The sequence below is a fragment of the Photobacterium pectinilyticum genome (genome assembly GCF_024357955.1).
Lineage (GTDB): Bacteria > Pseudomonadota > Gammaproteobacteria > Enterobacterales > Vibrionaceae > Photobacterium > Photobacterium pectinilyticum.
Genome location: NZ_JANEYT010000041.1, coordinates 1 through 24913, shown reverse-complemented (window position 1 = coordinate 24913; position 24913 = coordinate 1). Strand labels below are relative to the sequence as shown.

At 43.8% G+C, this 24913-nt stretch carries 24 protein-coding genes and 3 pseudogenes; 12 read left to right on the top strand and 15 right to left on the bottom strand.

Going from position 1 to position 24913, the window contains the following annotated elements:
- The first annotated feature begins 68 nt into the window (after positions 1 to 68).
- Entirely contained in the window at positions 69 to 1085 is a 1017-nt protein-coding gene (gene galE, locus NHN17_RS16425; RefSeq protein WP_255043704.1) for a UDP-glucose 4-epimerase GalE, read from the top strand.
- A 75-nt stretch (positions 1086 to 1160) separates the two neighbouring features.
- Here the strand turns inward: galE and NHN17_RS16420 are convergent, their stop codons facing one another.
- Together NHN17_RS16420 and NHN17_RS16415 are read right to left on the bottom strand one after the other, a co-directional pair.
- A complete protein-coding gene (locus tag NHN17_RS16420; RefSeq protein WP_255043703.1) occupies positions 1161 to 1772 on the bottom strand; it encodes a DUF2238 domain-containing protein in 612 nt (203 codons plus the stop codon).
- Positions 1773 to 1906: 134 nt separating this feature from the next.
- Complete coding sequence (locus NHN17_RS16415; protein WP_255043702.1) at positions 1907 to 2209, bottom strand: hypothetical protein; 303 nt, start codon at positions 2207 to 2209, stop codon at positions 1907 to 1909.
- A gap of 495 nt (positions 2210 to 2704) precedes the next feature.
- On the opposite strand from NHN17_RS16415, the gene NHN17_RS16410 reads away from it, so the two are divergent.
- On the top strand, positions 2705 to 4045 hold the full coding sequence (locus tag NHN17_RS16410) for a DEAD/DEAH box helicase (protein WP_255043701.1): 1341 nt from the start codon (positions 2705 to 2707) through the stop codon (positions 4043 to 4045).
- Between the two features lie 82 nt (positions 4046 to 4127).
- Here NHN17_RS16410 and NHN17_RS16405 read toward each other — a convergent pair whose 3' ends face one another.
- The 3 genes from NHN17_RS16405 to pdhA are packed head-to-tail and all read right to left on the bottom strand — an operon-like array spanning position 4128 to position 7337.
- The gene (locus NHN17_RS16405; protein WP_255043699.1) at positions 4128 to 5276 is read right to left on the bottom strand and encodes a dihydrolipoamide acetyltransferase family protein; all 1149 of its coding nucleotides are present in this window, start codon (positions 5274 to 5276) and stop codon (positions 4128 to 4130) included.
- Complete coding sequence (locus NHN17_RS16400) at positions 5273 to 6256, bottom strand: alpha-ketoacid dehydrogenase subunit beta (RefSeq protein ID WP_255043697.1); 984 nt, start codon at positions 6254 to 6256, stop codon at positions 5273 to 5275. The genes NHN17_RS16405 and NHN17_RS16400 overlap by 4 nt, the downstream gene beginning before the upstream one ends.
- The gene (pdhA, locus tag NHN17_RS16395; protein ID WP_255043696.1) at positions 6249 to 7337 is read right to left on the bottom strand and encodes a pyruvate dehydrogenase (acetyl-transferring) E1 component subunit alpha; all 1089 of its coding nucleotides are present in this window, start codon (positions 7335 to 7337) and stop codon (positions 6249 to 6251) included. Before pdhA ends, NHN17_RS16400 begins: the two co-directional genes overlap by 8 nt.
- A 373-nt stretch (positions 7338 to 7710) precedes the next feature.
- Between pdhA and NHN17_RS16390 the strand changes: the two genes are divergently transcribed.
- Together NHN17_RS16390 and NHN17_RS16385 are read left to right on the top strand one after the other, a co-directional pair.
- Entirely contained in the window at positions 7711 to 8163 is a 453-nt protein-coding gene (locus NHN17_RS16390) for a hypothetical protein (RefSeq protein ID WP_255043694.1), read from the top strand.
- A 346-nt stretch (positions 8164 to 8509) separates the two neighbouring features.
- Positions 8510 to 9424, top strand: a complete 915-nt coding sequence (locus NHN17_RS16385) for a cation diffusion facilitator family transporter (RefSeq protein ID WP_255043693.1) — start codon at positions 8510 to 8512, stop codon at positions 9422 to 9424.
- 118 nt (positions 9425 to 9542) lie between these two features.
- Here the strand turns inward: NHN17_RS16385 and NHN17_RS16380 are convergent.
- Positions 9543 to 10205, bottom strand: a pseudogene (locus tag NHN17_RS16380) (IS1595 family transposase); the annotation flags it as partial.
- Here NHN17_RS16380 and NHN17_RS26055 point away from each other — a divergent pair.
- Entirely contained in the window at positions 10194 to 10427 is a 234-nt protein-coding gene (locus NHN17_RS26055; protein ID WP_373689572.1) for an arginase family protein, read from the top strand. The pseudogene NHN17_RS16380 and the gene NHN17_RS26055 sit on opposite strands and share 12 nt — an antisense overlap.
- Before the next feature lie 224 nt (positions 10428 to 10651).
- Positions 10652 to 11068: pseudogene (locus NHN17_RS16370) on the top strand (ethanolamine permease); the annotation flags it as partial.
- 132 nt (positions 11069 to 11200) lie between these two features.
- Here NHN17_RS16370 and NHN17_RS16365 read toward each other — a convergent pair.
- Genes NHN17_RS16365 through NHN17_RS16350 form a run of 4 tightly spaced genes read right to left on the bottom strand, consistent with a single transcriptional unit; the run spans position 11201 to position 15534 of the window.
- Positions 11201 to 11695 carry an inorganic diphosphatase gene (locus tag NHN17_RS16365; protein WP_255043688.1) on the bottom strand — a complete coding sequence of 165 codons (495 nt, stop codon included), beginning with the start codon at positions 11693 to 11695 and terminating at the stop codon, positions 11201 to 11203.
- An 8-nt stretch (positions 11696 to 11703) separates the two neighbouring features.
- On the bottom strand, positions 11704 to 12795 hold the full coding sequence (locus NHN17_RS16360) for an ABC transporter ATP-binding protein (protein ID WP_255043687.1): 1092 nt from the start codon (positions 12793 to 12795) through the stop codon (positions 11704 to 11706).
- A gap of 7 nt (positions 12796 to 12802) precedes the next feature.
- Entirely contained in the window at positions 12803 to 14548 is a 1746-nt protein-coding gene (locus NHN17_RS16355) for an ABC transporter permease (RefSeq protein ID WP_255043685.1), read from the bottom strand.
- Positions 14549 to 14550: 2 nt separating this feature from the next.
- Complete coding sequence (locus NHN17_RS16350; protein ID WP_255043684.1) at positions 14551 to 15534, bottom strand: extracellular solute-binding protein; 984 nt, start codon at positions 15532 to 15534, stop codon at positions 14551 to 14553.
- A 204-nt stretch (positions 15535 to 15738) separates the two neighbouring features.
- Here NHN17_RS16350 and NHN17_RS16345 point away from each other — a divergent pair, with 204 nt between their 5' ends.
- On the top strand, positions 15739 to 16638 hold the full coding sequence (locus tag NHN17_RS16345; RefSeq protein WP_255043683.1) for a LysR family transcriptional regulator: 900 nt from the start codon (positions 15739 to 15741) through the stop codon (positions 16636 to 16638).
- Positions 16639 to 16853: 215 nt separating this feature from the next.
- Here the strand turns inward: NHN17_RS16345 and NHN17_RS16340 are convergent.
- A pseudogene (locus tag NHN17_RS16340) lies at positions 16854 to 17492 on the bottom strand (IS6 family transposase).
- A gap of 674 nt (positions 17493 to 18166) precedes the next feature.
- Between NHN17_RS16340 and NHN17_RS16335 the strand changes: the two are divergent.
- On the top strand, positions 18167 to 19054 hold the full coding sequence (locus NHN17_RS16335; protein WP_255043682.1) for an IS982 family transposase: 888 nt from the start codon (positions 18167 to 18169) through the stop codon (positions 19052 to 19054).
- A 294-nt stretch (positions 19055 to 19348) separates the two neighbouring features.
- Here the strand turns inward: NHN17_RS16335 and NHN17_RS16330 are convergent.
- The 4 genes from NHN17_RS16330 to NHN17_RS16315 all read right to left on the bottom strand — a co-directional run bounded on the left by NHN17_RS16330 (position 19349) and on the right by NHN17_RS16315 (position 21266).
- A protein-coding gene (locus NHN17_RS16330) for an IS6 family transposase (RefSeq protein ID WP_255043723.1) occupies positions 19349 to 20031 on the bottom strand; the annotation gives its coding sequence in 2 pieces (ribosomal slippage) (positions 19349 to 19627 and positions 19630 to 20031; 681 coding nt in all).
- 271 nt (positions 20032 to 20302) lie between these two features.
- Positions 20303 to 20581, bottom strand: a complete 279-nt coding sequence (locus tag NHN17_RS16325; RefSeq protein ID WP_255043681.1) for a ParB family protein — start codon at positions 20579 to 20581, stop codon at positions 20303 to 20305.
- The gene (locus NHN17_RS16320; RefSeq protein ID WP_255043680.1) at positions 20551 to 20826 is read right to left on the bottom strand and encodes a hypothetical protein; all 276 of its coding nucleotides are present in this window, start codon (positions 20824 to 20826) and stop codon (positions 20551 to 20553) included. Before NHN17_RS16320 ends, NHN17_RS16325 begins: the two co-directional genes overlap by 31 nt.
- A complete protein-coding gene (locus tag NHN17_RS16315) occupies positions 20742 to 21266 on the bottom strand; it encodes a ParB N-terminal domain-containing protein (protein WP_255043725.1) in 525 nt (174 codons plus the stop codon). Before NHN17_RS16315 ends, NHN17_RS16320 begins: the two co-directional genes overlap by 85 nt.
- A gap of 22 nt (positions 21267 to 21288) precedes the next feature.
- Here NHN17_RS16315 and NHN17_RS16310 point away from each other — a divergent pair, with 22 nt between their 5' ends.
- The 4 genes from NHN17_RS16310 to NHN17_RS16295 all read left to right on the top strand — a co-directional run bounded on the left by NHN17_RS16310 (position 21289) and on the right by NHN17_RS16295 (position 24565).
- Complete coding sequence (locus NHN17_RS16310) at positions 21289 to 21942, top strand: IS6 family transposase (protein WP_255043722.1); 654 nt, start codon at positions 21289 to 21291, stop codon at positions 21940 to 21942.
- The gene (locus tag NHN17_RS16305; RefSeq protein ID WP_255043679.1) at positions 21943 to 22332 is read left to right on the top strand and encodes a hypothetical protein; all 390 of its coding nucleotides are present in this window, start codon (positions 21943 to 21945) and stop codon (positions 22330 to 22332) included. It begins immediately after the preceding gene.
- 812 nt (positions 22333 to 23144) lie between these two features.
- Entirely contained in the window at positions 23145 to 23483 is a 339-nt protein-coding gene (locus NHN17_RS16300) for a hypothetical protein (protein WP_255043678.1), read from the top strand.
- A gap of 479 nt (positions 23484 to 23962) precedes the next feature.
- On the top strand, positions 23963 to 24565 hold the full coding sequence (locus NHN17_RS16295) for a DUF805 domain-containing protein (protein ID WP_255043677.1): 603 nt from the start codon (positions 23963 to 23965) through the stop codon (positions 24563 to 24565).
- The last annotated feature ends 348 nt before the right edge of the window (positions 24566 to 24913 follow it).

The following is a 24913-nucleotide window of genomic DNA, read 5'->3' as shown; positions in this document are numbered from 1 at the left end:
GTTATGTTACTTTATGGCCAGATTAACTAAGATTGTTTGAGTAATTCCTCACTCAAAGGGAGATAAGCATGCGAGTTCTCGTCACTGGTGGTATGGGCTACATTGGCAGCCACACTTGTGTTCAGATGATTGAAGCGGGTATGACGCCAATTATTGTTGACAACCTATACAACAGTAAGAAATCAGTATTGGCAAGAATTGAAAAACTGACGGGGGTTACACCTGCATTTTATCAGGGCGATATTCGTGATCGTGCTTTCCTTGACAAGGTGCTAGCGGAAAATGAAGTCGAGTCGGTGATTCACTTTGCTGGCCTTAAAGCCGTAGGTGAGTCAGTAGAAAAGCCTCTTGAGTACTATGACAACAACGTTCACGGTACTTTGGTATTGGTTGAAGCGATGCGAGCAGCGGGTGTTAACAGCCTGATTTTCAGTTCATCTGCTACGGTGTATGGCGACCCGGCAAGCGTACCTATTACCGAGGACTTCCCAACCAGCGCGACGAACCCTTATGGTCGTAGTAAATTGATGGTTGAGGAGTGTCTGGCCGATATTCAAAAAGCCCACCCAGAAATGAGCGTTACGCTATTACGTTACTTCAACCCTGTTGGTTCACACCAAAGTGGTGAGATGGGTGAAGATCCGCAAGGGATCCCGAATAACTTGATGCCATTTATCTCACAGGTTGCTGTGGGTCGTCGCGAATTCCTATCTGTATTTGGCGATGACTACCCAACAGTTGATGGCACTGGGGTTCGCGACTATATCCACGTGCTTGATTTGGCCGATGGCCATTTGGCTGCGCTAACCCACAAAGGGAAACAGGCTGGCCTGCATATCTACAATCTAGGTACAGGCAATGGCTTTAGTGTATTGCAAATGGTGAATGCTTTCGCCAAATCTGCTGGTGTTGAGGTTGCCTATAAAATTGCACCTCGTCGTGCTGGTGACATCGCTGAGTGTTGGGCTGATCCTGCCAAAGCGAAAACTGAATTGCATTGGGAAGCGACGCGTACTATAGATGATATGACTTCAGATACGTGGCGTTGGCAGTCTGCTAACCCGACAGGTTACCCTGATTTGTAATCAAACTCTGAATTTACTTCAGTGTATGAAATAAGCCCGTAATTGTGCGGGCTTAGTTTTGAGCAATGTTAAGCGTTAATTACCTATTTCTAGCTGATAGGGTTTGATGATGTGAAAAAGCACCAAACTGGTGATCGCACCTAATGTATCTGCGAGCATATCTTTTTGAGCATCCCAAATGTCTCCTTGGCTACCAAGGAACTCAATACCGGCATCACCGCCAGCTAAAGCTGCATACCACCATTCGATGATCTCATAACCAGCGGCAATGGCCATAATTGTTGCGAATGCGAAGAGAGTGGCCACGATGGGCTTGCAATGTCCTTTTCGGACCATGAACTCTGCTATTGGAAAGGCGTATAAGCCGATTGAAAAGTGCGCGATACGGTCGAAATTGTTGCGCTGTGACCCTATCAATTCGTTAAACCAGTCAAAAGGAACTTTGGCGAAGGTGTAGTGGGCGCCGATTGTGTGGAGCGACATCCAGATAGCAATAAGAATATAAGCAGTATTAGAAAATTGGAAAAAACGGTAGGTAATGAGCAAGGGGGCTAAAATCAATACGACGGGAATAATTTCGGCTAGCCATACATCCGGGAATACAGGATCAAGCCCCGACCAAATGATAATCAGGGTTACAGAGGTAAAGGCCGTAACTGGTATGGCATGGTTACGAATTTGTATCATAAATTCAAGATCCTACATACTTATTTCTATGCCTGAAGGTTAGCACAAGAAAGATGACGAATACTTAACACACTTAATTTTCTTCCTGGGCTGCTAAATAAAAATAGACACCGGCAAGTAGATCGTCGCTTGGATTATCTGGTCGCTGCGTGGATTGATATCTCGGTCTCTAGACGCTCATTACAATCCTCGTAATACAAGGTGATTTCTTTAATTCCACGGATTTTGGTCGAGTCTTTGAGATGAATATCCGGTTTGCCTCTTTCTAGTACGAGGAAGCGATGCTTATGGGCTAGTTGTCCAAATCGTGATTTAGCTGCAAGTAGACGTCGTTGAGTAAATGCGCTGTTTGCTTTTGTTTTAATACGTTTAATTTTTTGAGCTGGTTTAAGTATTTTCTCTAGGCGAAACTTCGTCCATTTTGCTTCTGGCTTCATCGATATCATTTCTCAAGGGTATGTTGGTCAGTTTGTGACGAAAAGTACGTTATCCCTGGGAAGTTTGGGAGGTCATTTTACGACAATTGTAAGAAAAAGCCCCCTTACGATAAGCAGGTAATCGAAGGGGGAGAACCAAAAATGGTCAATACCCTATTGGAGAGCTTGGGTATAATGCGAAATAGTAGATGTCTATCGTTTTTACATTGCTGACTGAAGTCGTTAGCTCTTTGATAAATTTATACATCTTTATCTCAGATAAGTGCAGGTCATTTTACGACAAGCTCCGATGCTACGAATGCTAAGCTCGTCAGTTGTCAATCAATAGGGTTGCTATCTTTATGAAAAGCCATTAAATCTGCATCAATTAGGTGCTAGCAAATTGAAATGTGGTATAATGCCCAGCTAACCAAATTTAGAGCTGTGTGATTACTGTCACATAGGCTCGTACTGTATTATTCTTGCTCATAGTTGGGCAATTACCGGAGCATCACTTTGCAATTTAACGATCTTGGATTAGACCAGCGCCTACTTAAAAGACTCAATCACTTGGCGTTCGATAAACCAACTGAAATTCAAAAAGCAGCAATTCCTGTTGGCATTCTAGGCAAAGATATCTTGGCCTCATCCAAAACAGGTTCTGGTAAAACACTGGCCTTTTTGTTGCCAGCTATGCAGCGTATGTATCGTAGCAAGCCATTTACTCGCCGTGACCCACGTGTTTTGGTATTAACTCCAACTCGTGAATTAGCAAAACAAGTTTTTGCACAATTACGTACTTTAAACGCGGGTACGCCGTACGATGGTGCCTTGATTGTTGGTGGCGAGAACTTTAACGACCAAGTTAAAGAACTACGCAAAGACCCAATGTTTGTGATTGCAACTCCTGGGCGCTTGGCAGACCATCTTGAACATCGCAGCACCCACCTTGATGGTTTGGAAATGCTGATCTTGGATGAAGCTGACCGTATGCTTGACCTTGGTTTTGAAGACCAACTTCGTCGTATCCATGAAGCTGCCAACCACCGTCGCCGCCAGACAATGATGTTTTCAGCAACGCTTGACCACACAGATGTTGTTAGCGTTGCCAGCGATATGCTGAATGCACCAAAACGTCTCTCGATCGGCCACTCAGCAGAAGAGCACACTGATATTACTCAGCGTTTCTTCCTTTGTGATCACCTAGATCACAAGCAAGCGTTGCTAGATAAGGTTCTGGAAACTGAAAACTATAACCAGCTGATTATCTTCACTGCAACCCGTGCTGACACCGACCGTCTAACCAAAGAGTTGAACGAACGTAAATTAAAAGCGGTTGCGTTGAGTGGTGATATGAACCAGACCCAACGTAATGCGATTATGAGTCAGTTCGAACGTGACTGTCACAAGATCCTTGTTACAACCGATGTTGCATCACGTGGTTTGGATATCGAAAAAGTCTCGCACGTGATTAACTTTGATATGCCAAAACATGCTGAAGAGTACGTTCACCGTATTGGTCGTACAGGTCGTGCCGGTAACAAAGGCGATGCGATTTCCCTTGTTGGCCCTAAAGACTGGAAGAGCTTCAAAAATGTTGAAGCTTTCCTTCAGCAGACTATTAGCTTTACGACTTATGAAGGTCTTGAAGGTAAGTTCAAAGGCTTGAAACCGGCACCGAAGAAGAAATTTGTTAAGAAGAAGCCGACTTCTGATAAGCCTGCAGCGAAGAAGCAGCAAGCCAAGCCTAAGGCCAAGAAGAAGGTTGATAAGCGTTTCTACGACAACGTGGCTGTTGGTGACAGTGTCTTTATTCCTAAGAAGAAAAAACCGGTTAGTCCTTCTTCAGAAGACTAATTGTGTTGTTGAATATCAATGAAAAATGCCAGTCAACTGACTGGCATTTTTATATCTGTTGCATGCTTAAAGTAGAACCGCTTTACAGTTCCGGCCGTTGAAGGTGCCTTACTAGTACGTTTATGAACCTGGCGGCTTCACCACCGGTACATGCTCGATGATCAAATGTCATCGATAGTGGCAGGGTTTTAATTGATTTTACCTCTCCTCGCTCAAGAACGACCTTTTCTATGATCCGTCCCGCACCAACAATGGCAACCTGCGGGGGCGTTACTACGGGTGTGGCAAATATTCCGGCAATAGCACCAAAATTGGATAAAGTGATCGTCGCATGTTGGAGTTGCTCTCTACCAATTTTTCGCTCACGAATACCGGCAACGGTGCTATCTACCCATTGCCTGATCCCTTTGGTGCTGAATTCATCAGCGTGACGTAATACAGGCACATATAGGCCGTGCTTGCTATCAACCGCAATACCAATATTCACCGTGTGGTGCAGACAACGGGTCATGGTTTCCGCATCGAACCAAGCGTTGAGTGCAGGCTCCTGTTGGCAGGCCTCAACGATTGCTTGAACAAGTCGGCAGGTGATGTCCTGTTCAGGTAACCATGCTGCTAGGCTTGCTTCTTCGGTTATCGTAACAGCAGCAATACTATGGTGGGATTCTGACATTGCACTCACCATACTTCGGCGAGCGCCTTTTAGAACTTCGGTTCCAGGTAATTGCTTGTCGCAGGCATTATAGACATCACGATCTAGGATGACGCCGTCTGGGCCGCTGCCTGTAATTGTGCTTAGTTCGACCCCTAGTTTTTGAGCAAGTAGCCGTGCTGATGGCATAGCGCTAAGTGGATGGTTTGTGTTTTGTTGTAGAGAGTTACCAACCCAGAATTCATCCACATTAATATCATGGCTTTCTTGGGCGACTGTACCGACAACAGTGGCGGCATCTGTTTGTGGTGCAGCACTTTTTTCTTTTAGTGTTGCAGATGCCGTGGATTCCTCGATTTCTAATAGCAGACTGCCGATACCTATTACATCACCGGCGTTGCCATGGCGGCTGATAATTTTTCCGCTATACGGGGCAGGGACTTCTACCGTTGCTTTTGCTGTTTCCACGGTTAGAACAACTTGGTCAACTTCAACGTAATCCCCAATATTGACATGCCATTGGACAATCTCTGATTCAGCTAATCCTTCGCCTAAGTCGGGCAAATTAAATGTTTTCATTTCCACCCCTCTACCAGCGCTTTCGCTGCGTCAGTAATATCATCTTTCTGAATCATGAAGTAATCTTCATTGCGGTAGTAGGGCATAATGGTATCTGTCCCCGTTACTCGTTTCGGTGGTGCTTTTAGCAAACACATCGCCTGCTCAGAGACTCGAGCAATGATTTCTGCACCTACACCACATGTTTTGCATGCCTCATGCACAACGAGTAACCGCCCTGTTTTTTCTAGAGACTTGATAATGGTGGCCATATCAATTGGTTTAATCGTTGCCAAGTCGATAACTTCAGCTTCTATACCCATTTCAGACAATGTTTGCGCTGCTTGCAGTGACTCGACAACACATGCCCCCCATGTCACCAAGGTCAAATCACGTCCCTTCCTTAGGGTGAAGCAAGTGTTAAGAGGAAGGGCTTCACCATTATCGACAACGGTCGATTTCACCGTGCGATAAATTCGTTTTGGTTCAAAAAACATGATTGGGTCATTACTTCTGATCGCCGCCAGGAGTAAGCCATAGGCACGCTGCGGTGAAGATGGGATCACGACACTAATACCTGGTATATGAGCAAATAGTGCTTCTACACTTTCTGAATGATGTTCTGGTGCATGGATCCCGCCACCGAACGGCGCACGGAAAACGGCAGGGCAGGTCAAACGGCCGCGTGTACGATTGCGCATCCTTGCTGCGTGGCAAATAAGATGTTCCATAGCAGGGAAGACAAACCCCTGAAACTGAAACTCAGCCACCGGGCGTAATCCTTGTGTCGCCATACCGACAGTGATCCCCCCAATAAGCGCTTCAGCTAATGGAGAGTCGATGACACGCTTGCAGCCGTATTTCTCTTTAAGCCCGACAGTTGCGCGGAACACACCGCCGTTATCGCCAACGTCTTCGCCTAAAATCACAACGCTGTTGTCATGCTTCATCTCGTAATGCAACGCCATATTAACGGCGTCTAGGAGGGTTATTTCAGCCATGGTGACCTCCTTGCATACGCATCGCCTTATTGATGATGTGATCTCTCTGGCTTAGCAAATCCTCGTTAAGCTGCTCATAGAGAAAATCGAAAGCTGACTCTGGCGTTTGTGGTGTGGTCTCTTGGTATTTCTTAACAACTTGCTCTATCGCTTCTTTGCAGTGAGTTTGCCAATCGAGCTCATCTTGTTCAGACCAAGCCCCTTGATCGATAAGGAATGTTTTGAGGCGTGTAACGGGCTCGTATTGCCAAGCTTGCTGAAGTTCATCATCACTGCGATATCGAGATGCATCATCAGCTGTTGTGTGGTCGCTAAGCCGGTAACTTACCGCTTCTATTAGTGTTGCTCCTCTGCCTTTACGAGCGTGATCTAACGCTCGTGCGACAATATCAAACATAGCGACTACATCATTACCATCAACGGTGACGCCATCGATCCCTGCACCTTTGGCTTTGTCAGAAAGCAGTTCGGCACCGCACTGAATCGAACGCGGAACTGAAATTGCCCATTGATTGTTGTTAATGACAAAAACCAGTGGGATGTTCCAGGCACCAGCGCAGTTTAATGATTCCAGGAAGTCGCCTTTCGACGTTGCGCCATCACCACATGTGACGAGTGCTACTTGATGGTTGCCTTGAATTTTTAGTGCAGCAGCAACACCAACAGCATGGGTACATTGGGTTGCGATCGGTACGCAGAAGGGGAGATCTCGGCAGTGGCTCTCGTTGGGGGAAAAGTCACTTCCGCGTTCGTCACCTCCCCAGTATTGAAGGTTTTTTTCCATACCAATCCCACGGGCCCACAAGGCGGGAAGGTCGCGATAATAGGGGATGAATACATCGGATTGTTGTAAAGCTCGGCCTATAGCAATGCCAATTGCCTCGGACCCAAGGTGAGAAGGATAAGTACCCAGTTTACCTGTACGTTGAAGAGCGACAGCTTTGCTATCGTATGTACGGGTTAAAACCATATCGCAATAGAAGCCTTTCAGGGTTGTAAGATCAGCCCATTCAGGGAGTGGATTAACCAACTTACCGCGATGATCGATGAAGCGATGCATCGGCATGGCCAGAACATTCATCGTTAGCTCCTTCTGGTGCTGCCTCAAAAGAGGCGGACAGCAAATTGAAGAACGTGCCTATGGAGAATGATGAAAATAATCGTTAGCTTGAGCTTGTTGGGCAGCGTTCAATAGTACTAAGTGTAATCAAATTGTTAGTATTCGCCGCTGGCCGGGTTTCTCTGGTTAGTAAACTTATCGGTACACTTGACAAAATTATCAGTAAAGCGAATTCGAGAGTGATGTTTTAGTGTTAAGACCTAGGCTCGTTATTTTCACAATGCTTAGGCTATCGCACATACTTACTCGTGTTGGAAAAAATATATCGCTGCACACGATGTTCATACGGTAATGGTGTGTGAAGTTTGGTAACCTTCTTTGTGAGGGCGTATTAATGAAATGGTACAGTAGCTTCGCTATGGTAGTCGTAATGTCCGCCTGTTCATCGCAAGCCAATGTCAGCGAAATAACCCAGCAAAAAACGCAATACATCAAGGAAGAGTGCTACGTAAACGAAGGTAGTTCACTCAATGATGCGTTTAAGACCTTTATGTCAGATAGGCAGGAGGAGTTAGGTGGCTTGCGTAAATCACTGAGTGATGAAAACTACGAACAACTGGATTATGCATTGAGTCATTTTGTCACTTATTGGGACCAGTTACAGACTGAACGTAATCTGGCCTGTGAACAGCATGCAACCTGTGAATTTATCCAATTTAAAACTCCTGAGTTGCAGAGTAATAATGACTTGTGTGATGGTACTGATTTTGAGTACAGTGTGAGCCGTGCAAAAATCATTAACTTTTATAGTGATATAGAGCGGTTAGAATTACAGAAGTCTCCGTAGTTCTAAATCGTAGTCAAACTAACCTTTGCGCGTACCATTGCCGTCAAGGCGCTAGTCTAGTGCCTCAATCACTATCGATTACCGTTAGGTGTCGTCCCTGTAACGCATTCAAGCTGATAGTTGCCAATATTGCAAAAGAGCAAGCAGTTTTGAATTCGGCCTTACGCAAAAATGAATGTTCTAACTGGTTGCAAGAGTCATTATCAGTTTGATCACAAAAGAGTAACTGTTATAAAGGTATAGTAATATAATAGTGGGTATAAACAGGCAAACGAACAGAGCATATTGGAAGCTGTTTGTTTGCGTATTTTCAACACGATGTAATTAAATGTATAAGGAGGATTTTATGGCTACTAGCCGTAAAATTAGTAAGGAGCGTTTAGCTCTGAAGTTATCCCTGGCGGGTACTGTGCTTTTGTCTTCGTTAGGTATAGGCTATGGGTTGCATGTTGGATCCAACGCCATTCTTCTCGACGGTATGTTTTCTTTACTCAGCATGGGGATGACAGGTTTAAGTCTGTATACCGCTTACCTCGTTTCTAAGCCAGATGATAAGTATTTCCAATTTGGCTATGCGCACATTGAGCCGTTAATCAACGTCGTCAATGGCTTGCTCATCTTACTTACCTGTATTTTTGCTTTTATTGGTGGTGTGCAAACCATTGTCAATGGTGGCCACGAAATAGTCCTTGAGCATGCAATATTCTATGCTGTTCTTTCTACTATTTGCAGCTTTGCTATCTACTTTACTGAGACTTATATTGCTAAAGCCGAACATTCTGAATTGGTTAAAGTAGATTCACAAGAATGGCTTATTGATGGGATTTTAAGTGCGTCGATTCTGGTTGGGTTTATTGCTGTGATGATCCTTGATCACCATGGATATTCACAATGGAATCGATATGTTGACCCTATCTTAGTGTCTGCTTTATCGCTCGCAGCGGTAGTACTGCCAATTACGGTGTTACGTCGTAACATCAGAGAGGTGCTACTTGTTGCTCCTCAGGATGATGTGCAAGACAATGTAGCTCGCGTTATTGCTAAACTTTCTAAGCAGTACCATTTTGACGATTATACGCATCACTTTGCCAAAACCGGTCGGCAGTATGATCTTGAAGTGAACATCCTTGTTAAAGACGATACTTATTGGACGACTAAGCGACAAGATCAAATTAGACTGATTTTATGGGAAGCGTTATCCGATGAACTCGGTGATACATGGTTATCTGTGAGTTTTACTGGGCAAGCAAGGTGGCTCTGAAGTTTAATTCAACACAATATTTGGCTAAGAAGGGGCATTCATTGCCCTTTTTTCTTCACAAAATAAAATGTCCAATTATCATCATCGCTATAATACCAACCTACATAAATATTCCTGATTACCACCGAGCCTCAGCTAATTTAAGTAAACGTTGAGGCATCGGTGCTGTTTGAATACCTGAATAAATGAGCTGTTCCAACATCTTTTCCATGTTAAACCGCCGATTAAACTTAAAACAGAACTCTGCAAGATAGCGTGGTAGATGCTTCTTATTTATCGCATGATATGTACCATGCATCGCATTTTTAACATTACTAATCATAGTGTTGACCCACTTGAAATAGGGTAGCTCCACACAGTCGGCACCTCCGCCAGTCACAATGGCAAGGTGAAAGCTTTTTGCATCCTCAACACCTCTAAAACAGGCTAAGCCATCTGAAATTGCCAATGACTTAGGCCGCAAGTGCACCTTAGCCCATTTCGTTAACTCCACTTTCCTGAATCCTTCGACAACACTAAATCGCATTCTCATTGGGTGACCTTCTTCATTCATTGATACTGCTGCAACGAATGGCCGCTTCCCTTTGGCTCCCCGTCCGCGAGCACCTCGCTGCACGCCCCCCCAGTAAACATCATCCATTTGGATATACCCATCCAAAGGAGATTCATCATCACGCTCTTTCATGGCCTGCATGAGCTTGTGCTTGAGCCGCCATGCTGCGTTATATGAAACACCCAATTGTCTTGAAAGTTCAAGCGCTGAAATACCATTCTTTTCATTGATGCTGTTGATCTTGCTTATGCACCAGGAGCCGGTGCTCATGAGCCTGGTGGTATTAGTTCAGATGAAGCCCTTCAGATGGTTGAAATGTTGGCACCTCATTGTGATGTTATGGCCATTACCGAAGTAAACCCAACGACAGATGTGGGAAATATGACATCAACACTTGCAGCGTATCTGGCATTTACTTTTGCAGTTTACGGAAGTCAAAGATCCAAATAGCTTCTATAAGTTAGCAATGTGGGTTTTGTCGCAAAAGGGAAAATGCATCAGTGTCTGGGATAGAAATCTGATGAAGGCGCTAAAGCCACATTCGCCGGCATAGAGCAAAAATGGACAGCTCGACAATCCTGATGGTTTATCTGTTTGGGATGAATTCTACGCACTTTCAGCCTAATTGCATCTGGAAATCAGTACGGTTGTACTTCAGCATAACTTTGCGACATAACCAGAAAGTGCCTTCACGTGCATTGGTTGTCCCTGGTGTCTTTGGTTTCGTGTTTTCATTGACGGGGGAAGGGGACTTAATTTTGGCGATGGCGGTCGTCGGTGCCACGGTATATTATGCGCTGATGTAATTGAGTCACATTGTACTGCGAATTAAACAGCCAGAGTTAGAGCGACCATATAAGACTCCCGGTGGCATGTTTACGTCAGGTATTTCATTAGTCCTATCCCTTATTGCGATGACAGGGGTGTATGCGTTTGACCCATCTGCCTTCTTCATGACTATGGGACTCTTTTTGATTGGCGGCGTGTATTACGGGCTATATAGCCGTAATAAGCTGGTAGCAAGCAGCGCGGAAGAAGAGTTTGCGATGTTGTCACTTGCAGAGCAAGATCTCAACGCGAATACAAACTAATCCATTAGCAAGATGATAAGAACCAGAGTAAACGTTTATACGTTATTCTGGTTCTTTGCTATATGAATGCCTTTCGCTTGGCTTCAATCATCCACGGCGCTGAAGGCTAATTATGAAGTGCAAAAGGTAAAGTTAGGCCACTGATTTTGCGAATCTTGCCTGCGCCTTATCAAGCAATGCATAAGCGGCTTTCTCATCCTGATAGCCATCAAGCTGGACTTCTTTTCGCCCTGCCGGCAACTGTTTATAGATGCTATAGAAAGCATAGATCCTATCGAGTTCTGCCTTTGGCAGGTCAAAAATCGAGTTTATATCGGCGTATGTGGGATCAACGTCTTCGATGGGCACTGCGATAAATTTTTCATCTTTTTCTCCACCATCCGTCATATCGATATAGCCGATCACTTTGATATCGATATAAGTCGCTGGCAGGAGTGGCTCGCGGGTTATTACCAGTACATCGGAAGCAGCACCATCATCGGCCAATGTTTCATCTATATAGCCGTAGTTTGCCGGATAGCTTACCGGCATGGATTGGAAGTGCTTTACTTTTAGTCGTCCCTTTTCATCGAAGCTGTATCGCGTAATGCTGCCAGCAGGGATTTCCACTTTCATTGTATATTTCATTTATCACTCTACTCGTTAATCAGCAAACAATGGTCATAGGGCATATGGATATTGACTGTGCTATCTATCTCTATACTTTCCGGGTGTTGTATGGGGATAGCAACCTCAGCACCAATATCGAGATCGATACGCCAATGGCTACCTTCAAAACTTGATTTCAACACCCGGCCAGGGATGCAGTTTTCAAGCTGCTCATTATTTGCAGTGAACCCTAGACCGGCACTTCTTAGCCAGATGTGTTTGCTTAATTCATCTGCATGAGCCGAAGGTTTTGCATGTAAAGTTCTGCCGTGGAAAGAAACACTAGCCGTGTTTGTTCCTGGGTCTATCAAGACGTTTTCAACCGGTAGCTTGCAGTCAAAACCTGCCAAAGAAGCGATCCAAGGTGAATTAGGGGCGGAAAATAGCGTTTGTGGAGAATCTATTTGTTCTATTTCACCGTCTTTCATTACGATGATTTTATCAGCGAATGCGCAGGCCTCTAGTGGGTCGTGTGTTACATATAGTACTGTTTTGTTGAGCTTTTTGAATAATTTGGAAAACTCACCTCGCATTTCTGCTCTTAGCTGTATATCCAGATTTGACAGTGGCTCATCAAAAAGCAAAACATCAGGGTTGGTGGCAATGGCTCTCGCAATGGACACCCGCTGAGCCTGGCCCCCGGAAAGTTCGCGAGGGTAACGGTCAGCATACTGGGTGATTTGCAGGAGTGAGAGCATTTCATCAACACGACGGGTGCGCGCCTCACGGCCAATTTTATTCAAGCCATAACCGATAATATCTCTGACTTTCATATGTGGCCATAACGCGTAGTCCTGGAATACCATATTCATACGACGCAGCTCAGGCGGCAGCATTTTTGGCCCTTGGGTGATTAGGGTATTTTGCAGGGTGACGCTCCCATTATCTGGAGCGTCAATGCCAGCCACTATCTTCAGCAAGGAAGATTTACCTGAACCCGACGGTCCGACAATACAGTAAACTTGGCCTTCCTCAAGGGTAAAAGACACGTCCTTCAAGATAGTCTGTTGTCCAATCGAGCGAGAAACGTTACTACAGCTCAAAAAAACTTGAGAGTGCGTGTGTAATTGATTTGACATGTCTTGATTACTCTTTTATCAAATGTCCAAAATGGCGGCGCAGCAAGGCGTTACAGACGGCAATAATCATCGCGGCCACCGTTCCCGCAACAAACACGGCGGCGGTTGAAATACCATATTCCCCCGAGTCAAATTGTGCGCTGACAAACGGTGCAAGCATCTCAAACTTCGGTGGGCGAAGCATTGAGTTAATTGCTAGCTCAAAGATACTCGAACCAAATCCTGATAAGGTGGCTGATATCAGTGCGGTTAACACCAGTGGCATAACAATAGTGTGCAAGCGCCTGATCAAGCTTGCTCCTTGAAGGCGTGCCGCATTCAGTTGGCTAATAGGGATTTGCGCCATCGCTCCCATCAATATACGAACGGCAACAGGCACCGAAGTGGCAGTAGATGCGAGTACCAACAGTTCAGATTTGCCGTAAAGGTTCAAGCCGAGCGAAGAGAGCCAAGGTGAGTTCCAGACGAAGATGAATCCTACGCCGAGAATCACCCCAGGTATTGCCATCGACAATGTACAAGCGGTATCAATGATCTTGTTCATGCCATTATTGGTAAAGGTCAGTAGGTACGCCGCCAAGAAAGCTAATATTGCGCTCAAGATAGAAGACTGACCTGCTATAGCAATAGCATTTTTTAATCCCTCAGCAAACAAAGACCGGTTATGGAAAAGGTTGACATAGTTATCCAAACTGAAGTTATCAATGAAAAAACCATTCCAAAGCTGGCCCATAAAGGACACCATAAAGCTGGTACCAATAGGAATGCCAACAGCAACCAAAAGAAATAACCAAACACCCCCGGCAAGCATTTTCGGGTAAGGGGCAATCGGTGTTTCTTGCATACCGGACTGACTGCTTAAAAATTGGTATGGCCTTGCCCGTAATATCCAAAAATAGATAAATAGGGCAACAAACATTATGATCGCCAAATACGTTGCGAGTATTCCGGCTAAATCGAAACGGATTGGTGAGTGGTTAATGGCTGCATAGATCGTATATGGGAGTGTTGGATATCGGTAACTTGTCGCCAAAGCCGCTGGTAATCCGAAATCACCGATGGTATCAATGAAGACCAAGACTATCCCTGACAGCAGGGCTGGCAGTAGCAAGGGAATCCGCACGGTAAAAAAAACTTGCCAGGCTGATCTGCCACACAGTCTTCCTGCTAGGCTCAAGTTTTTCATGCTCCACTGCAGGGCTGCCGACATAGCCAAATATGCGAGGGGAAAGTTCTTCATAGCCATGATCAATACCAACCCATTGGGATTGAACACTAGATCAGAAACGAGATGAGATCCCGTCAGCTGCGTCGAGATCCCTGAGCGGCTGGCGAATAATACCCAGCCTTGTGCGATCACAAAGGATGGGATGATTAAGATGCACCATACGATTAGATCGACATAGCGGCTTCCTGGGAAGCGGTATGAGTGTCTGGCTATGGCAAGCATAGCCCCCATGACACCGCCAAGTAAACCGGCTCCAACAGAGAGGTAGAGGCTATTTTGCAACGAAGCCATCCAAAGCCGACGTTGAAAAATTTCCCCAAGCCCTACGGCATTGGATCCAACTTCTACCCATTGCAATACCGGCTGCAGAACTACCATCAGCATAGGCAGCAAAACGAGCAACCCCAGAATAAACAGGATTGACAAGCCGAGGATTTGGTCTGGAGAAAGACGGAATAACGGCTTGAGTTTGGTGAAGTTAATAGGCGGGGCAAGTTCCGCCTGTGATTTAGATTGAGTGGGCATAATTAGTTAATCGCGTTGTCTGCAAACCAGCTCTTGATCGCTTCATCGTTTTCGTAAGCAAACTTCACAGGTGTGAAGTTGTATTTCACATCCATTCCCGGGCCGAAAGGTACCTCAGTAGCTTGTGTTATTGTCGGCCGGAAAACACCATCACTGCCACCATTGTCAGCGAGGAACTGTTGGCCTTTTTCGCTCAGCATCCAGTTAGCAAAAGCTTCGGTAGCCTCGGAATGTGCAGTGTTGGCCTGTACACCAAAGGCGCGGACAGTTGCTGGAGTGCCCGTTTCTGGCCAGATAATGTCAAAGTCAGCGCCTTGATCAACAAATGTATAAGCTTGTTGTGAAGTGAGAAGGGCTACCTCGATTTCACCGGATTGCAGAGCACGACCAGTTGGACCGTTGGTACGGAATATACGCATACCGTTATCAAAGGCATCAGAGAATAGTGCTTTAGCCTCTTTTTCACCCAGTTCGTGGAATAGGCCTGCTACACAAGGATAAGTTGGCGCGGCAATTGACGGGTCAGCCATGCCAACCACACCTTTTAATTCAGGCTTAGTAATGTCCTGATAGCTGTTAACGTCAACATTGTTGCCTTTGCGCTGAACAATGACACATGCAGAAGAAATACCGACTGGGTAAAATGCATGGTTGCTCGGAACAAGTGCCTGAGCTTCTTCGGTTAGGTTTGCCGCATTGGCTGGGTTTAGGTTCTCTTTCAGGTCACCGGTCATACTCAGAGAGTGTAGGGTGTTATCACCGTTAAAAAGGATAAGGTCCCATTGTGGGTTGCTGCGCTCTGCAGCAATGCGCGCAATCAGGTTACCGCCAGACATTTTTACGACATCTAACTCGTATCCGGTGTCCTTGGTAAATTGCTCGCCAATAATCTCTTCAAAGTCATTCGTATATAACACTGGCGCAGCCAGTGCCTGTACGCTAAACGCCGCAGAGAGTGCCAATGAAGAAAGCATGTATTTGTTCATAGTTTTAAACAGCCTTGTTTAATGAATTTGAATTATTAAATCGCTTTTTTTGTTTCTGGGTTGGCATTCTATGAGGAGAGTAGGACAAATCAATGATACTTATGGTCATAACTGAAACAACAATTAGTTGAAGGTGGTTTCATCTTTTCGTCATGAAACGACAGCAAAATAACGTTCAATTTTCACTAAACTGAATGGCTACTTTTGAATACTGCCTCTTTTTCCCACATGTTGTCATTTGTCTATTCAGTGAAGTACGGCAGTTTTTCTGAGGCTGCTCGGCAGATAGGTATTTCAGCCTCTGCTGTTAGCAAAAACGTGTCTCGACTCGAGAAATCATATGGAGTTGGACTGATCCGTCGCACGACTCGAACTTTAGTACCGACAGATTTGGGGATCCAGGTATTTGAAAGGCTCAAAGCTATTCTGGAAGAGCTTGAAGAAGTCGAGAATAGTATTCAAGATTCGGTCAGCACCCCGTGTGGTAATATGAGTATTAAGCTGCCAAGGGTGTACGGTGGACGGTATATTGTTCCTCTGTTACACCAGTTTGCCCAACAGAACCCAGAGCTTACCTTTGATATTATTTTGGATGACCGACCAGCTAACTTATTTGAAGAGAAATTTGATCTGGCAATACATATCGGAGAATTAACGGACAGTAATTTCATCGCAAGGAAGCTTGACGAAGAGCAACTCACAACTTGTGCATCACCTGAGTATCTTGATATGCACGGTATTCCTGAAAATTTAGAAGACCTAGATAACCACCAGTGCTTGATATTACGTTCACAAATCACCGGTATGCCCGAAAAATGGCAGTTCAAAGTAGGCCTGAAGACACAAGCCATCAGCATGAAAAGCCGGTTTATTATTAATGAAGGAATGGCATTGGTCCGAGGTGCTGACAAAGGAATGGGAATCGTTCAGCTACCTAAAAATATGCTTGGTCGGTCAATTAGTGCCGGTCGGTTGAAGGTGATATTAGAAGAGTACCAACCTTTAGCCACTCCGATATATCTTGTTTACGCTGACAACAATCAACCAACCCGAATTAAGATGCTGATTAATTATTTGTTATCCCTCCGGGGGGGAATTAGCTAGAACAAGAACCATCTGTGGCCAACTCAACATAACCAGCACAACAATAACCACGAAAATATATTTAGACTTAGAAAGTCTTTTCAGAAGTGATGTCGTCTATTTTGATGTTTTTTGCTGAGTTAAGAATGACGGAGTAAGATTTTTCCACGGCCTAAACTATAGGGTTATGTCGAAAAGTTATGCTGAAGTACAACCGTACTGATTTCCAGATGCAATTAGGCTGAAAGTGCGTAGAATTCATCCCAAACAGATAAACCATCAGGATTGTCGAGCTGTCCATTTTTAATCATCGACCACAGCTCTATGCCGGCGAGTGTGGCTTTAGCGCCTTCATCAGATTTCCATCCCAGACACTGATGCATTTTACCTTTCACTCTGCGGTGGCTTTGCTCAACAATGTTGTTCAAATACTTAATTTGAAGGACTTCAATCAAGTTGAGCATCTTCCCCATCAACCAGAGTTGGACATTGATATGATGCAGTGCTAACGCGTTGGAATGGCTGCCGTCAATCACCACCTTTTCGGGTAATCCATGTTGGCCGATGGCCTTTTGGGAAAAGGCTATCGCTGCCTTTTTATCTCGCGTATCACGCAATATAAAATCAATCACATCACCGTATTTATCTACAGCTCGGTAGTAATACTTCCACTGACCTTTGACGTTAATGTAAGTCTCGTGCATCCACCACGAAGAGGCGACTGGCTTTTTTCTTCCGCGAGCTCAATGCTCCAGCAATGGCGCATATTTGATGACCCACCGGTTGATAGTTGAGTGATCAACATAGATACCCCGCTCAGCCATGATCTCTTCGATTTCACGGTAACTGAGTTTATAAGAGACGTAATAGCGAATAACCTAGAGGATGATGTCGGAAGGAAAGTGGTGCCCGGAAAAGTTGATAGTCATAATGCTAAAGGTAATGAGTGCTGACGGAGATCCTAACTCAGCACTCTTGTTTGCGACATAACCCGTTTGTGCATCAGCATAACTTTGCGACAAAATCAAAAAAAGCCTCCGCTAGCCAGAAAGCGGAGGCTTTTTCTTTTTTTTGTTGTTTTTAAAGCTTCTTGTTACCGTTCGTACCATATGCAGCATGACGCTCATCATCCATTGAAGCATAATTTCTTGCTGAAATAAAGATGACGTTCACTTTCGTTAGCAACTAATCCAATATAACCGCCATTTAGTAAATTACAGAATTGGTTTGTTATTTTTAATAATTGAATATGTTAGAACTTGTGTGGATAATAATTCCTGTTCGTTGCAATATGACGTGTCCAACCAAAAATTTTTATCCTTCCCTTCATGGGGTGCTGTCTTATGGCAGCTTTTTTTATACCCTTATTTTGCTTATTTAAGTCTCGACTAGTTATCCACCTATTCTGTGGATGCCAATGGGGGGAAGCTGGGCGTCTTTAAGTGAGATAAATTAACCTGAACTCGGGATAATAATAGAAGGGAACTAAAAGATGGTTCTGCGATCAGATCTTTCGACCAAGAACGACTAATCGCAAAAGGAACCAGCTGTGAACAAATTAGTAGACTTGTTTTGTCATGTCGATGACTTTTGTTTGGCTTTTTTACCTCAATGGCAAAAACTTCAGTTAAAAAATGGTGAACGTAAACGGAACCGAAAAGGTCACATGTCGGAGAGCGAGATAATGACCATCATTATTGCTTTTCATATGTCTCATCAGCGTGATTTCAAGAACTTCTATCTTGGCATCATTCATCGCTATCACAAAAGTGATTTCCCAGCCTTGTTGAGTTACACCCGCTTTCTTGAAGTCATGCCATCAGTACTTATTCCGCTTAGTTCTTTCTTCACGCATGTAAAAGGTGAGCCGACAGGGATTGAGTTCATTGATTCCACAAGCATTAAAGTCTGCCACAATTTACGCATACCACGGCATAAGGTTTTCAAAGGAGTAGCCGCAAGGGGTAAAGGAACAATGGGTTGGTTTTATGGATTTAAGCTTCACATCATCACTAACCATCTTGGTGATATCGTTGCAGCCAAACTCACACCCGCAAATACTGATGATAGAAAGCCAGTTCGAGAGCTATCAAAAGGCCTACTCGATAAACTCTATGCTGATAAAGGCTATATCAGCAAAGCACTTACCGCCGATTTAAAAGAGGATGGGATCACTCTTATTACGACTCACCGTAAAAACATGAAACCCAAAATACTTGCTGCTTGGGATAGAGCAATGTTATCAAAAAGGTTCATTATCGAGACCATCAATGACCAACTGAAAAATATTTCTCAGATAGAGCATTCTCGCCACCGGAGTCTACACGGCTTCATGCTGAACTTACTTGGCGGGTTAATCGCCTACTGTCTGAAACCAGAAAAGCCATCGCTCAACATCACAAGCACAGAAAAATCAGGGTTGATGGCGATGGCTTAAACTGATCTGAGGTTAAATTAGCAATGTAAGTTCTTGCTTTAAATGATTGAATATATTGATACCTTAATCAATAATCCTCACTCATTGCATGATGATGTACCCATCTAATTCATGAGTTGTGTCCTATCTTTTGGGGCGGCCGCCATAAGGCGGCTTTTTTTTACCTAGATGAAAAAGGTGACCCGAAACTGTTCGTATCAGGTCAAAATACATGGTTTGAGGTTACAACCCGACGATTTCAGGTTTTGTCGCAAAGTTATGCTGATGTACATGCGTACTGTTTTTCAGATACAACTAAGCTGCAAGCGCGTAGAATTCGTCCCAAACAGATAAACCATCAGGGTTGTCGAGCTGTCCATTTTTAATCATCGACCACAGCTCTATGCCAGCGGGTGTGGCTTGGGCTCCTTCATCAGATTTCCATCCCTGGCACTGATGCATCTTACCTTTCACTTTCCGGTGGCTTTGCTCTACCAGGTTGTTCAAATACTTAACTTGAAGCACTTCAATGAGGTTGAGCATCAGGCCATTCTGCCAAAGCTCAACATTGATATGATGCAGCGCTAACGCATTGGTGCGCCACTCTTATCGAGCACCACCTTTTCTGGTAATCCGTTATGGCCTATTGTCTTAATAAAGAAGGCGCGAGCGGCTTTCTCATCACGGTGTTTACACAATAAAAAGTCAATGGCATTGCCGTACTTGTCAACGGCTCGGTAGTAATACTTCCACTGACCTTTGACATTTATATACGTCTCGTCCATCCGCCACGAAGAGGCGACTGGCTTCTTTCTTCCGCGAGCTCGATGCTCCAGCAATGGCGAATATTTGATGACCCACCGATTGATGGTTGAGTGATCAGCATGGATACCCCGCTCAGTCATGATCTCTTCGATTTCACGGTAGCTGAGTTTATAAGAAACGTAATAGCGAACAACCTGAAGGATGATATCGGAAGGAAAGTGGCGGCCAGCCAGAAAGGCTGATAATCATTGAGGTCGATCGTTGCGTGTTGGAAGCCAGATTTTAGCTTACGACATCAGTTTGCGACAGAACCGATAACCTTCTCATAATTGTCTTCCTTTCAAATTAATCAAATTACCCAATTTTTGTAGGTGTCAGACTTGCTAAAGCACCCTAAATATTCACCATAAATAAGAACCAAACAATTACCTTTTAAACAATACCTTAAATAATAAAAGTGTAAGGTGTTCACGGTGAACACTCCAAAATGCTCACGTAGGCCAATTAAGAAAATAGTTCAGACATTGCTTGCTCGATAACACTATCAAGGTGTTTCTGCTGGTCTGCTGTCAGTCGGCTAAATTCATAGCTAACATCACGGCCCTTGATGCGCTTACGAGCATGCTTGATCTTGTCATCGAACTTCACTAGCTGAATAACTTCAGTGCGAGGGGCTTTTGTCTTTGGTTGCTTAACCGACTCTCGCAAGCTGACCATAACAACATCTACGTCGCCCTTCTCAACACCAGTAATCAAGTCATCACGATCATCACGCAATGCCATTGTTCATTCAACTTGCTTAGTTCAGCATTGTCTTTGACTGTCAGTTCGTTAATGTCACTGAACAGTTGGTATATATCTTTGGAGATTGATGCGGCCTGAAGAGTACGGACTACTTTCGGCCTTGAGATTCCCATAGCCTCAGCAATAGCGGCTTGTATCTTTAGGCCTGACTCTTTGTATAGCTCACAACGCTGGCCAATCTCATAGAGATTATGTTCTTTAGCAGACTGTAGAGACTTGGCCAAAGTTTTAGCATCTGAAGATTCAATCTCTTCTTCAGCGACAAGAACAGTAAGCTTCTCAATAGCACCATTTTTTGCAAGGAAGTAGCCTCGGCGGCGCGAACCGTCAAGGAAGTTAACCTTACCTCTTTCCGGCAGGCAATAGCAGGGTAGAACTGCTGGTAGTCCATTATCGAAAGGTCTGATAAGTTTTCTTCGTTTAGGAAATCCTGATCACGACCATTAATTTCAAACTCAACAACAGTGTCGTTCTTCACCTGCTCATAGCTTAGGCTGGCCTCAATGAATTTTGCCTTACGACCAGATTCAAGTGTCCACTTAACCTCTTTGGATGCCGAATCGATACCAAATGCTTCACGTAGATACGTACCTAAGTCAGTGCCAGTTATCTCCAAATCATTTTTCAGTTGGTCAGGTAGGGCAGATAGCTTTTCTTCTGCCAAACGGCGCCACCTTCCTTCCGACATCATCCTTCAGGTTGTTCGCTATTACGTTTCTTATAAACTCAGCTACCGTGAAATCGAAGAGATCATGACTGAGCGGGGTATCCATGCTGATCACTCAACTATCAACCGGTGGGTCATCAAATATGCTCCCTTACTGGAACATCAGGCCTGTCGAAGAAAGAAGCCTGTCGCTTCTTCGTGGCGGATGGACGAGACATACATCAATGTCAAAGGTCAGTGGAAATATTACTACCGAGCCGTTGATAAGTACGGCAAGGTCATTGATTTTTTACTGTGCGCTCAGCGTAATGAGAAAGCTGCTCGCGCCTTCTTTATTAAGGCAATAGGCCATAACGGATTACCAGAAAAGGTGGTTATTGATGAGAGTGGTGCCAATGCGTTAGCGCTGCATCATATCAATGTTGAGCTTTGGCAGAATGGCCTGATGCTCAACCTCATTGAAGTGCTTCAAGTTAAGTATTTGAACAACCTAGTCGAGCAAAGCCACCGGAAAGTGAAAGGTAAGATGCATCAGTGCCTGGGATGGAAATCTGATGAAGGGGCTAAAGCCACACTCGCTGGCATAGAGCTGTGGTCGATGATTAAAAATGGACAGCTCGATAACCCTGATGGTTTATCTGTTTGGGGTGAATTCTACGCACTTGCAGCTTAGTTGTATCTGAAAAACAGTACGCTTGTACTTCAGCATAACTTTGCGACAAAACCTAAGGAAGCTGGGTGTAGCCATGGTCTGATCTATAAGTATCCCGAGGTCGTTGCAGATGCCAAGGTGGCAATTGAGCAGCATAAGGCGAAGCAGCAGCGCGACGGGATTCTTGCGAGCCTGTCGGCAGGCGTTGACAGGGAAACCCGCCTAAAGGCAGAGCGTGACAAGCAGGAAGAACTGAAGCGTGACTACCGTGAGCTGCGTGATAATTTCCAGGCGCTGGCTGATGATGCGATTAAGCGGGAAAATGCACTGCTGTTTCGTTGTCATGAGTTGCAGCTAGAGCTGAACATGCGTGACAACGCCAAGGCGATCCCATTTGTCGGCAGACAATAAAGTTTGATCGTAAATGTGCCAAGTCGACACGCCTATTGACGATGAGAGAAGCAAAGTTTGAGCATTTTTGCGCTTCATTTCGACTCGTGGAGTCTGGAAAGCGACAATAAAGATTGTTATGAATCCCTAAAGGTGTAACACCCATTATAATGGTTAATATCTAAGATTATGTGGATGAACTGAAAGAAAGCATGGTCCTTATAGCAGCAGTGTTTTCTTTGCTGATTGGGATCGGATAGGGGGCGATATTGGCAAACTCATTCTTGCCCCATTCCGAGTTTAGATAACGTTACTCAAAAGCTCTCATCACAAAATTTGACAAATAATATCTAATAGCTGTACTTAGCCAAATGGAGTAATAGAGAGGTGCATATGGATAGGCTCAAAGTTTTGCTCATGATAGTGATTTGTATATTGCTTTCCTTGTTGCTAATGGAACGCTCAATTTTGATAGTGAAGCGGTCTGAACCAACTACGAGAAGTGACTATTTACTGAAGATTAATAAGATTTCAGGGCACCGCTGTTTCCTGGTTGATTCATCGCTATCTAGAACTTATTTAAATGCGGCAGTAGGCTTTGAAATTGATGAGTGCGACTAGTTTTTGCCCCTTTCCGTATGCGCCGCTCACCTTGGTAAACAACATTGCTGTTGTTTGCCCTACTTTTTCTCACACTTTGAGAGTGTCTTCGGATTCAGAGTGTTGCTAGCACAATAGATCAGGTATAGTTGTCTTATATCGTTACACTTTTCAGGGTTAACCCTTGGTTATTAAAAGATAAAGTAACCTTTTAACTCATCATTAGGATCGCAATGGAAGCCTTTTTTACACTCTTCGTGATTTTTCAAATAGCTGCTCTAATTTACATGATATTCCTCTGTAGAAATCTTGTTAAAGGTACATATCGTTCAAAAGGAGGCCTTTTGGGTTTTCTAGGCTACATCGGTTGTTTCGGACTAATCCTGAGTAATATTATTACTGTTAGCATTTGGTTTGCTGTAATAGAGGGCTATGGGACTGTTGGTGTAGGTTGGCTATTTATAAGCGCCCCTTTTATCTTTTATCCTATCTTGTTGGTATCTTGGTTATTCATTTTCATTGGTTTTACGAAAAATTCAGCAACGGTTTTACCACCGCGCTCTGGAGCTTAAACTAGTTCACTATTGATATGATGATAGCTTGAGTTGAGTAACTCATCGATTTAGTAAGGTATATGCCACCTCTAAGATGTTTGTGCCGCCAAGTCTGTTGATTCATGGAGCAACACGCCTTTGTCCGTATGATTAGCTTCTCGATTCAATAGACCGTCGCTTGACTTACATTTACTTATGTTAGGCTTGTGGGTAGATTAGAGTGCGAAATGCTGGCAAGAGGCTTAAGCGTTTTCAGAACTGAAAGATTATGATTTGCCGACCATTGGTAGTGAAATTAATGAACTATACGGAAACTAAAAAATTAGTGGATTTTGGCTTGTGTTTATATGCAAAAGATTATTATCTAGCAGCACAAACCTTGAAAGATATTGTGGTAACAGGCAAATATTTATATAACTCTAACCTATTATTTCGAAAAATTTAACTCGTAAATTTTGATGTATCAGTTTGTTTGGCTACCTCTTACCTGAGTAGTAATGTATAATTTTATTTTTTACAATTATCATTGTGGTCGTTTAATGAATGCATATCAAATATTAATGAAAAATGGTGTTTATGTTGCGGTTAATTTAATGGAAGAAACAGCGTCAACAGAAATTAGTACACTAAGCAAGCAAGGATTTAATATCCATAGTGACGTGATTGAAGCAACAACTAAAGAGTTAGCGTTGGATATTTTTAAAGCAAATATATCTCCAAGCACGAAACGTGTTGAGTTTTCGATTAAGAGTGCGTTGTTATTTAAGACAAATGGTTTGCAGCGTTTACCATACTTAGGTTATTCGGTACTTTGTTTCGTTTTAGTTATTGTCGCACTTTTTGTACTATTCGCTGGCATTGACAGTTTGGCTGAAGGGTTTCTTGTATTATTGGCGGTGGTTTCATTTTTTATATTGACATGGTTTGGTTTAAGTTTATCGGTCGCTAGATGGAAAAACTGTGGCAATAAAGGTTGGTATTATGCCATTGCTCTTATAATTACTCTTGTGTTAGATACGTTATTAATGGGTGTTGCTGGCTTTGTGCTTTGGCTATATTTATTGTTTAACCCTCAAGACTCTTCGATAGAAAATACATAGTAACAATTAAGGTATATAAATACTTTTTCTCATTAGACTTGATCGCGTTAAGTTAAGTGCTCTAAGCTGCTTTTGTTCACCTCCGTGCCAGTCACTCATCCTGGCACACTTTTGCCCCATTCCTTTTCAGTGCGAAAGTTTACTCACAATCTGTGACAGTACGTTTGCCTTACCTGTAGTTATCCGAGAAAGTGTCGAAGTAAGTTTATTTAAAATTATGCGTCATTTTGCAATCTAATACCCATCACCTCTCATTAACCTATTGATTATTAATCGCTATGTTCCCTTAAGTTGTTGCTACACTTAAAGTAGGCAGCAACTGGAGGGAATTTTTATGCTCCAAGCTCA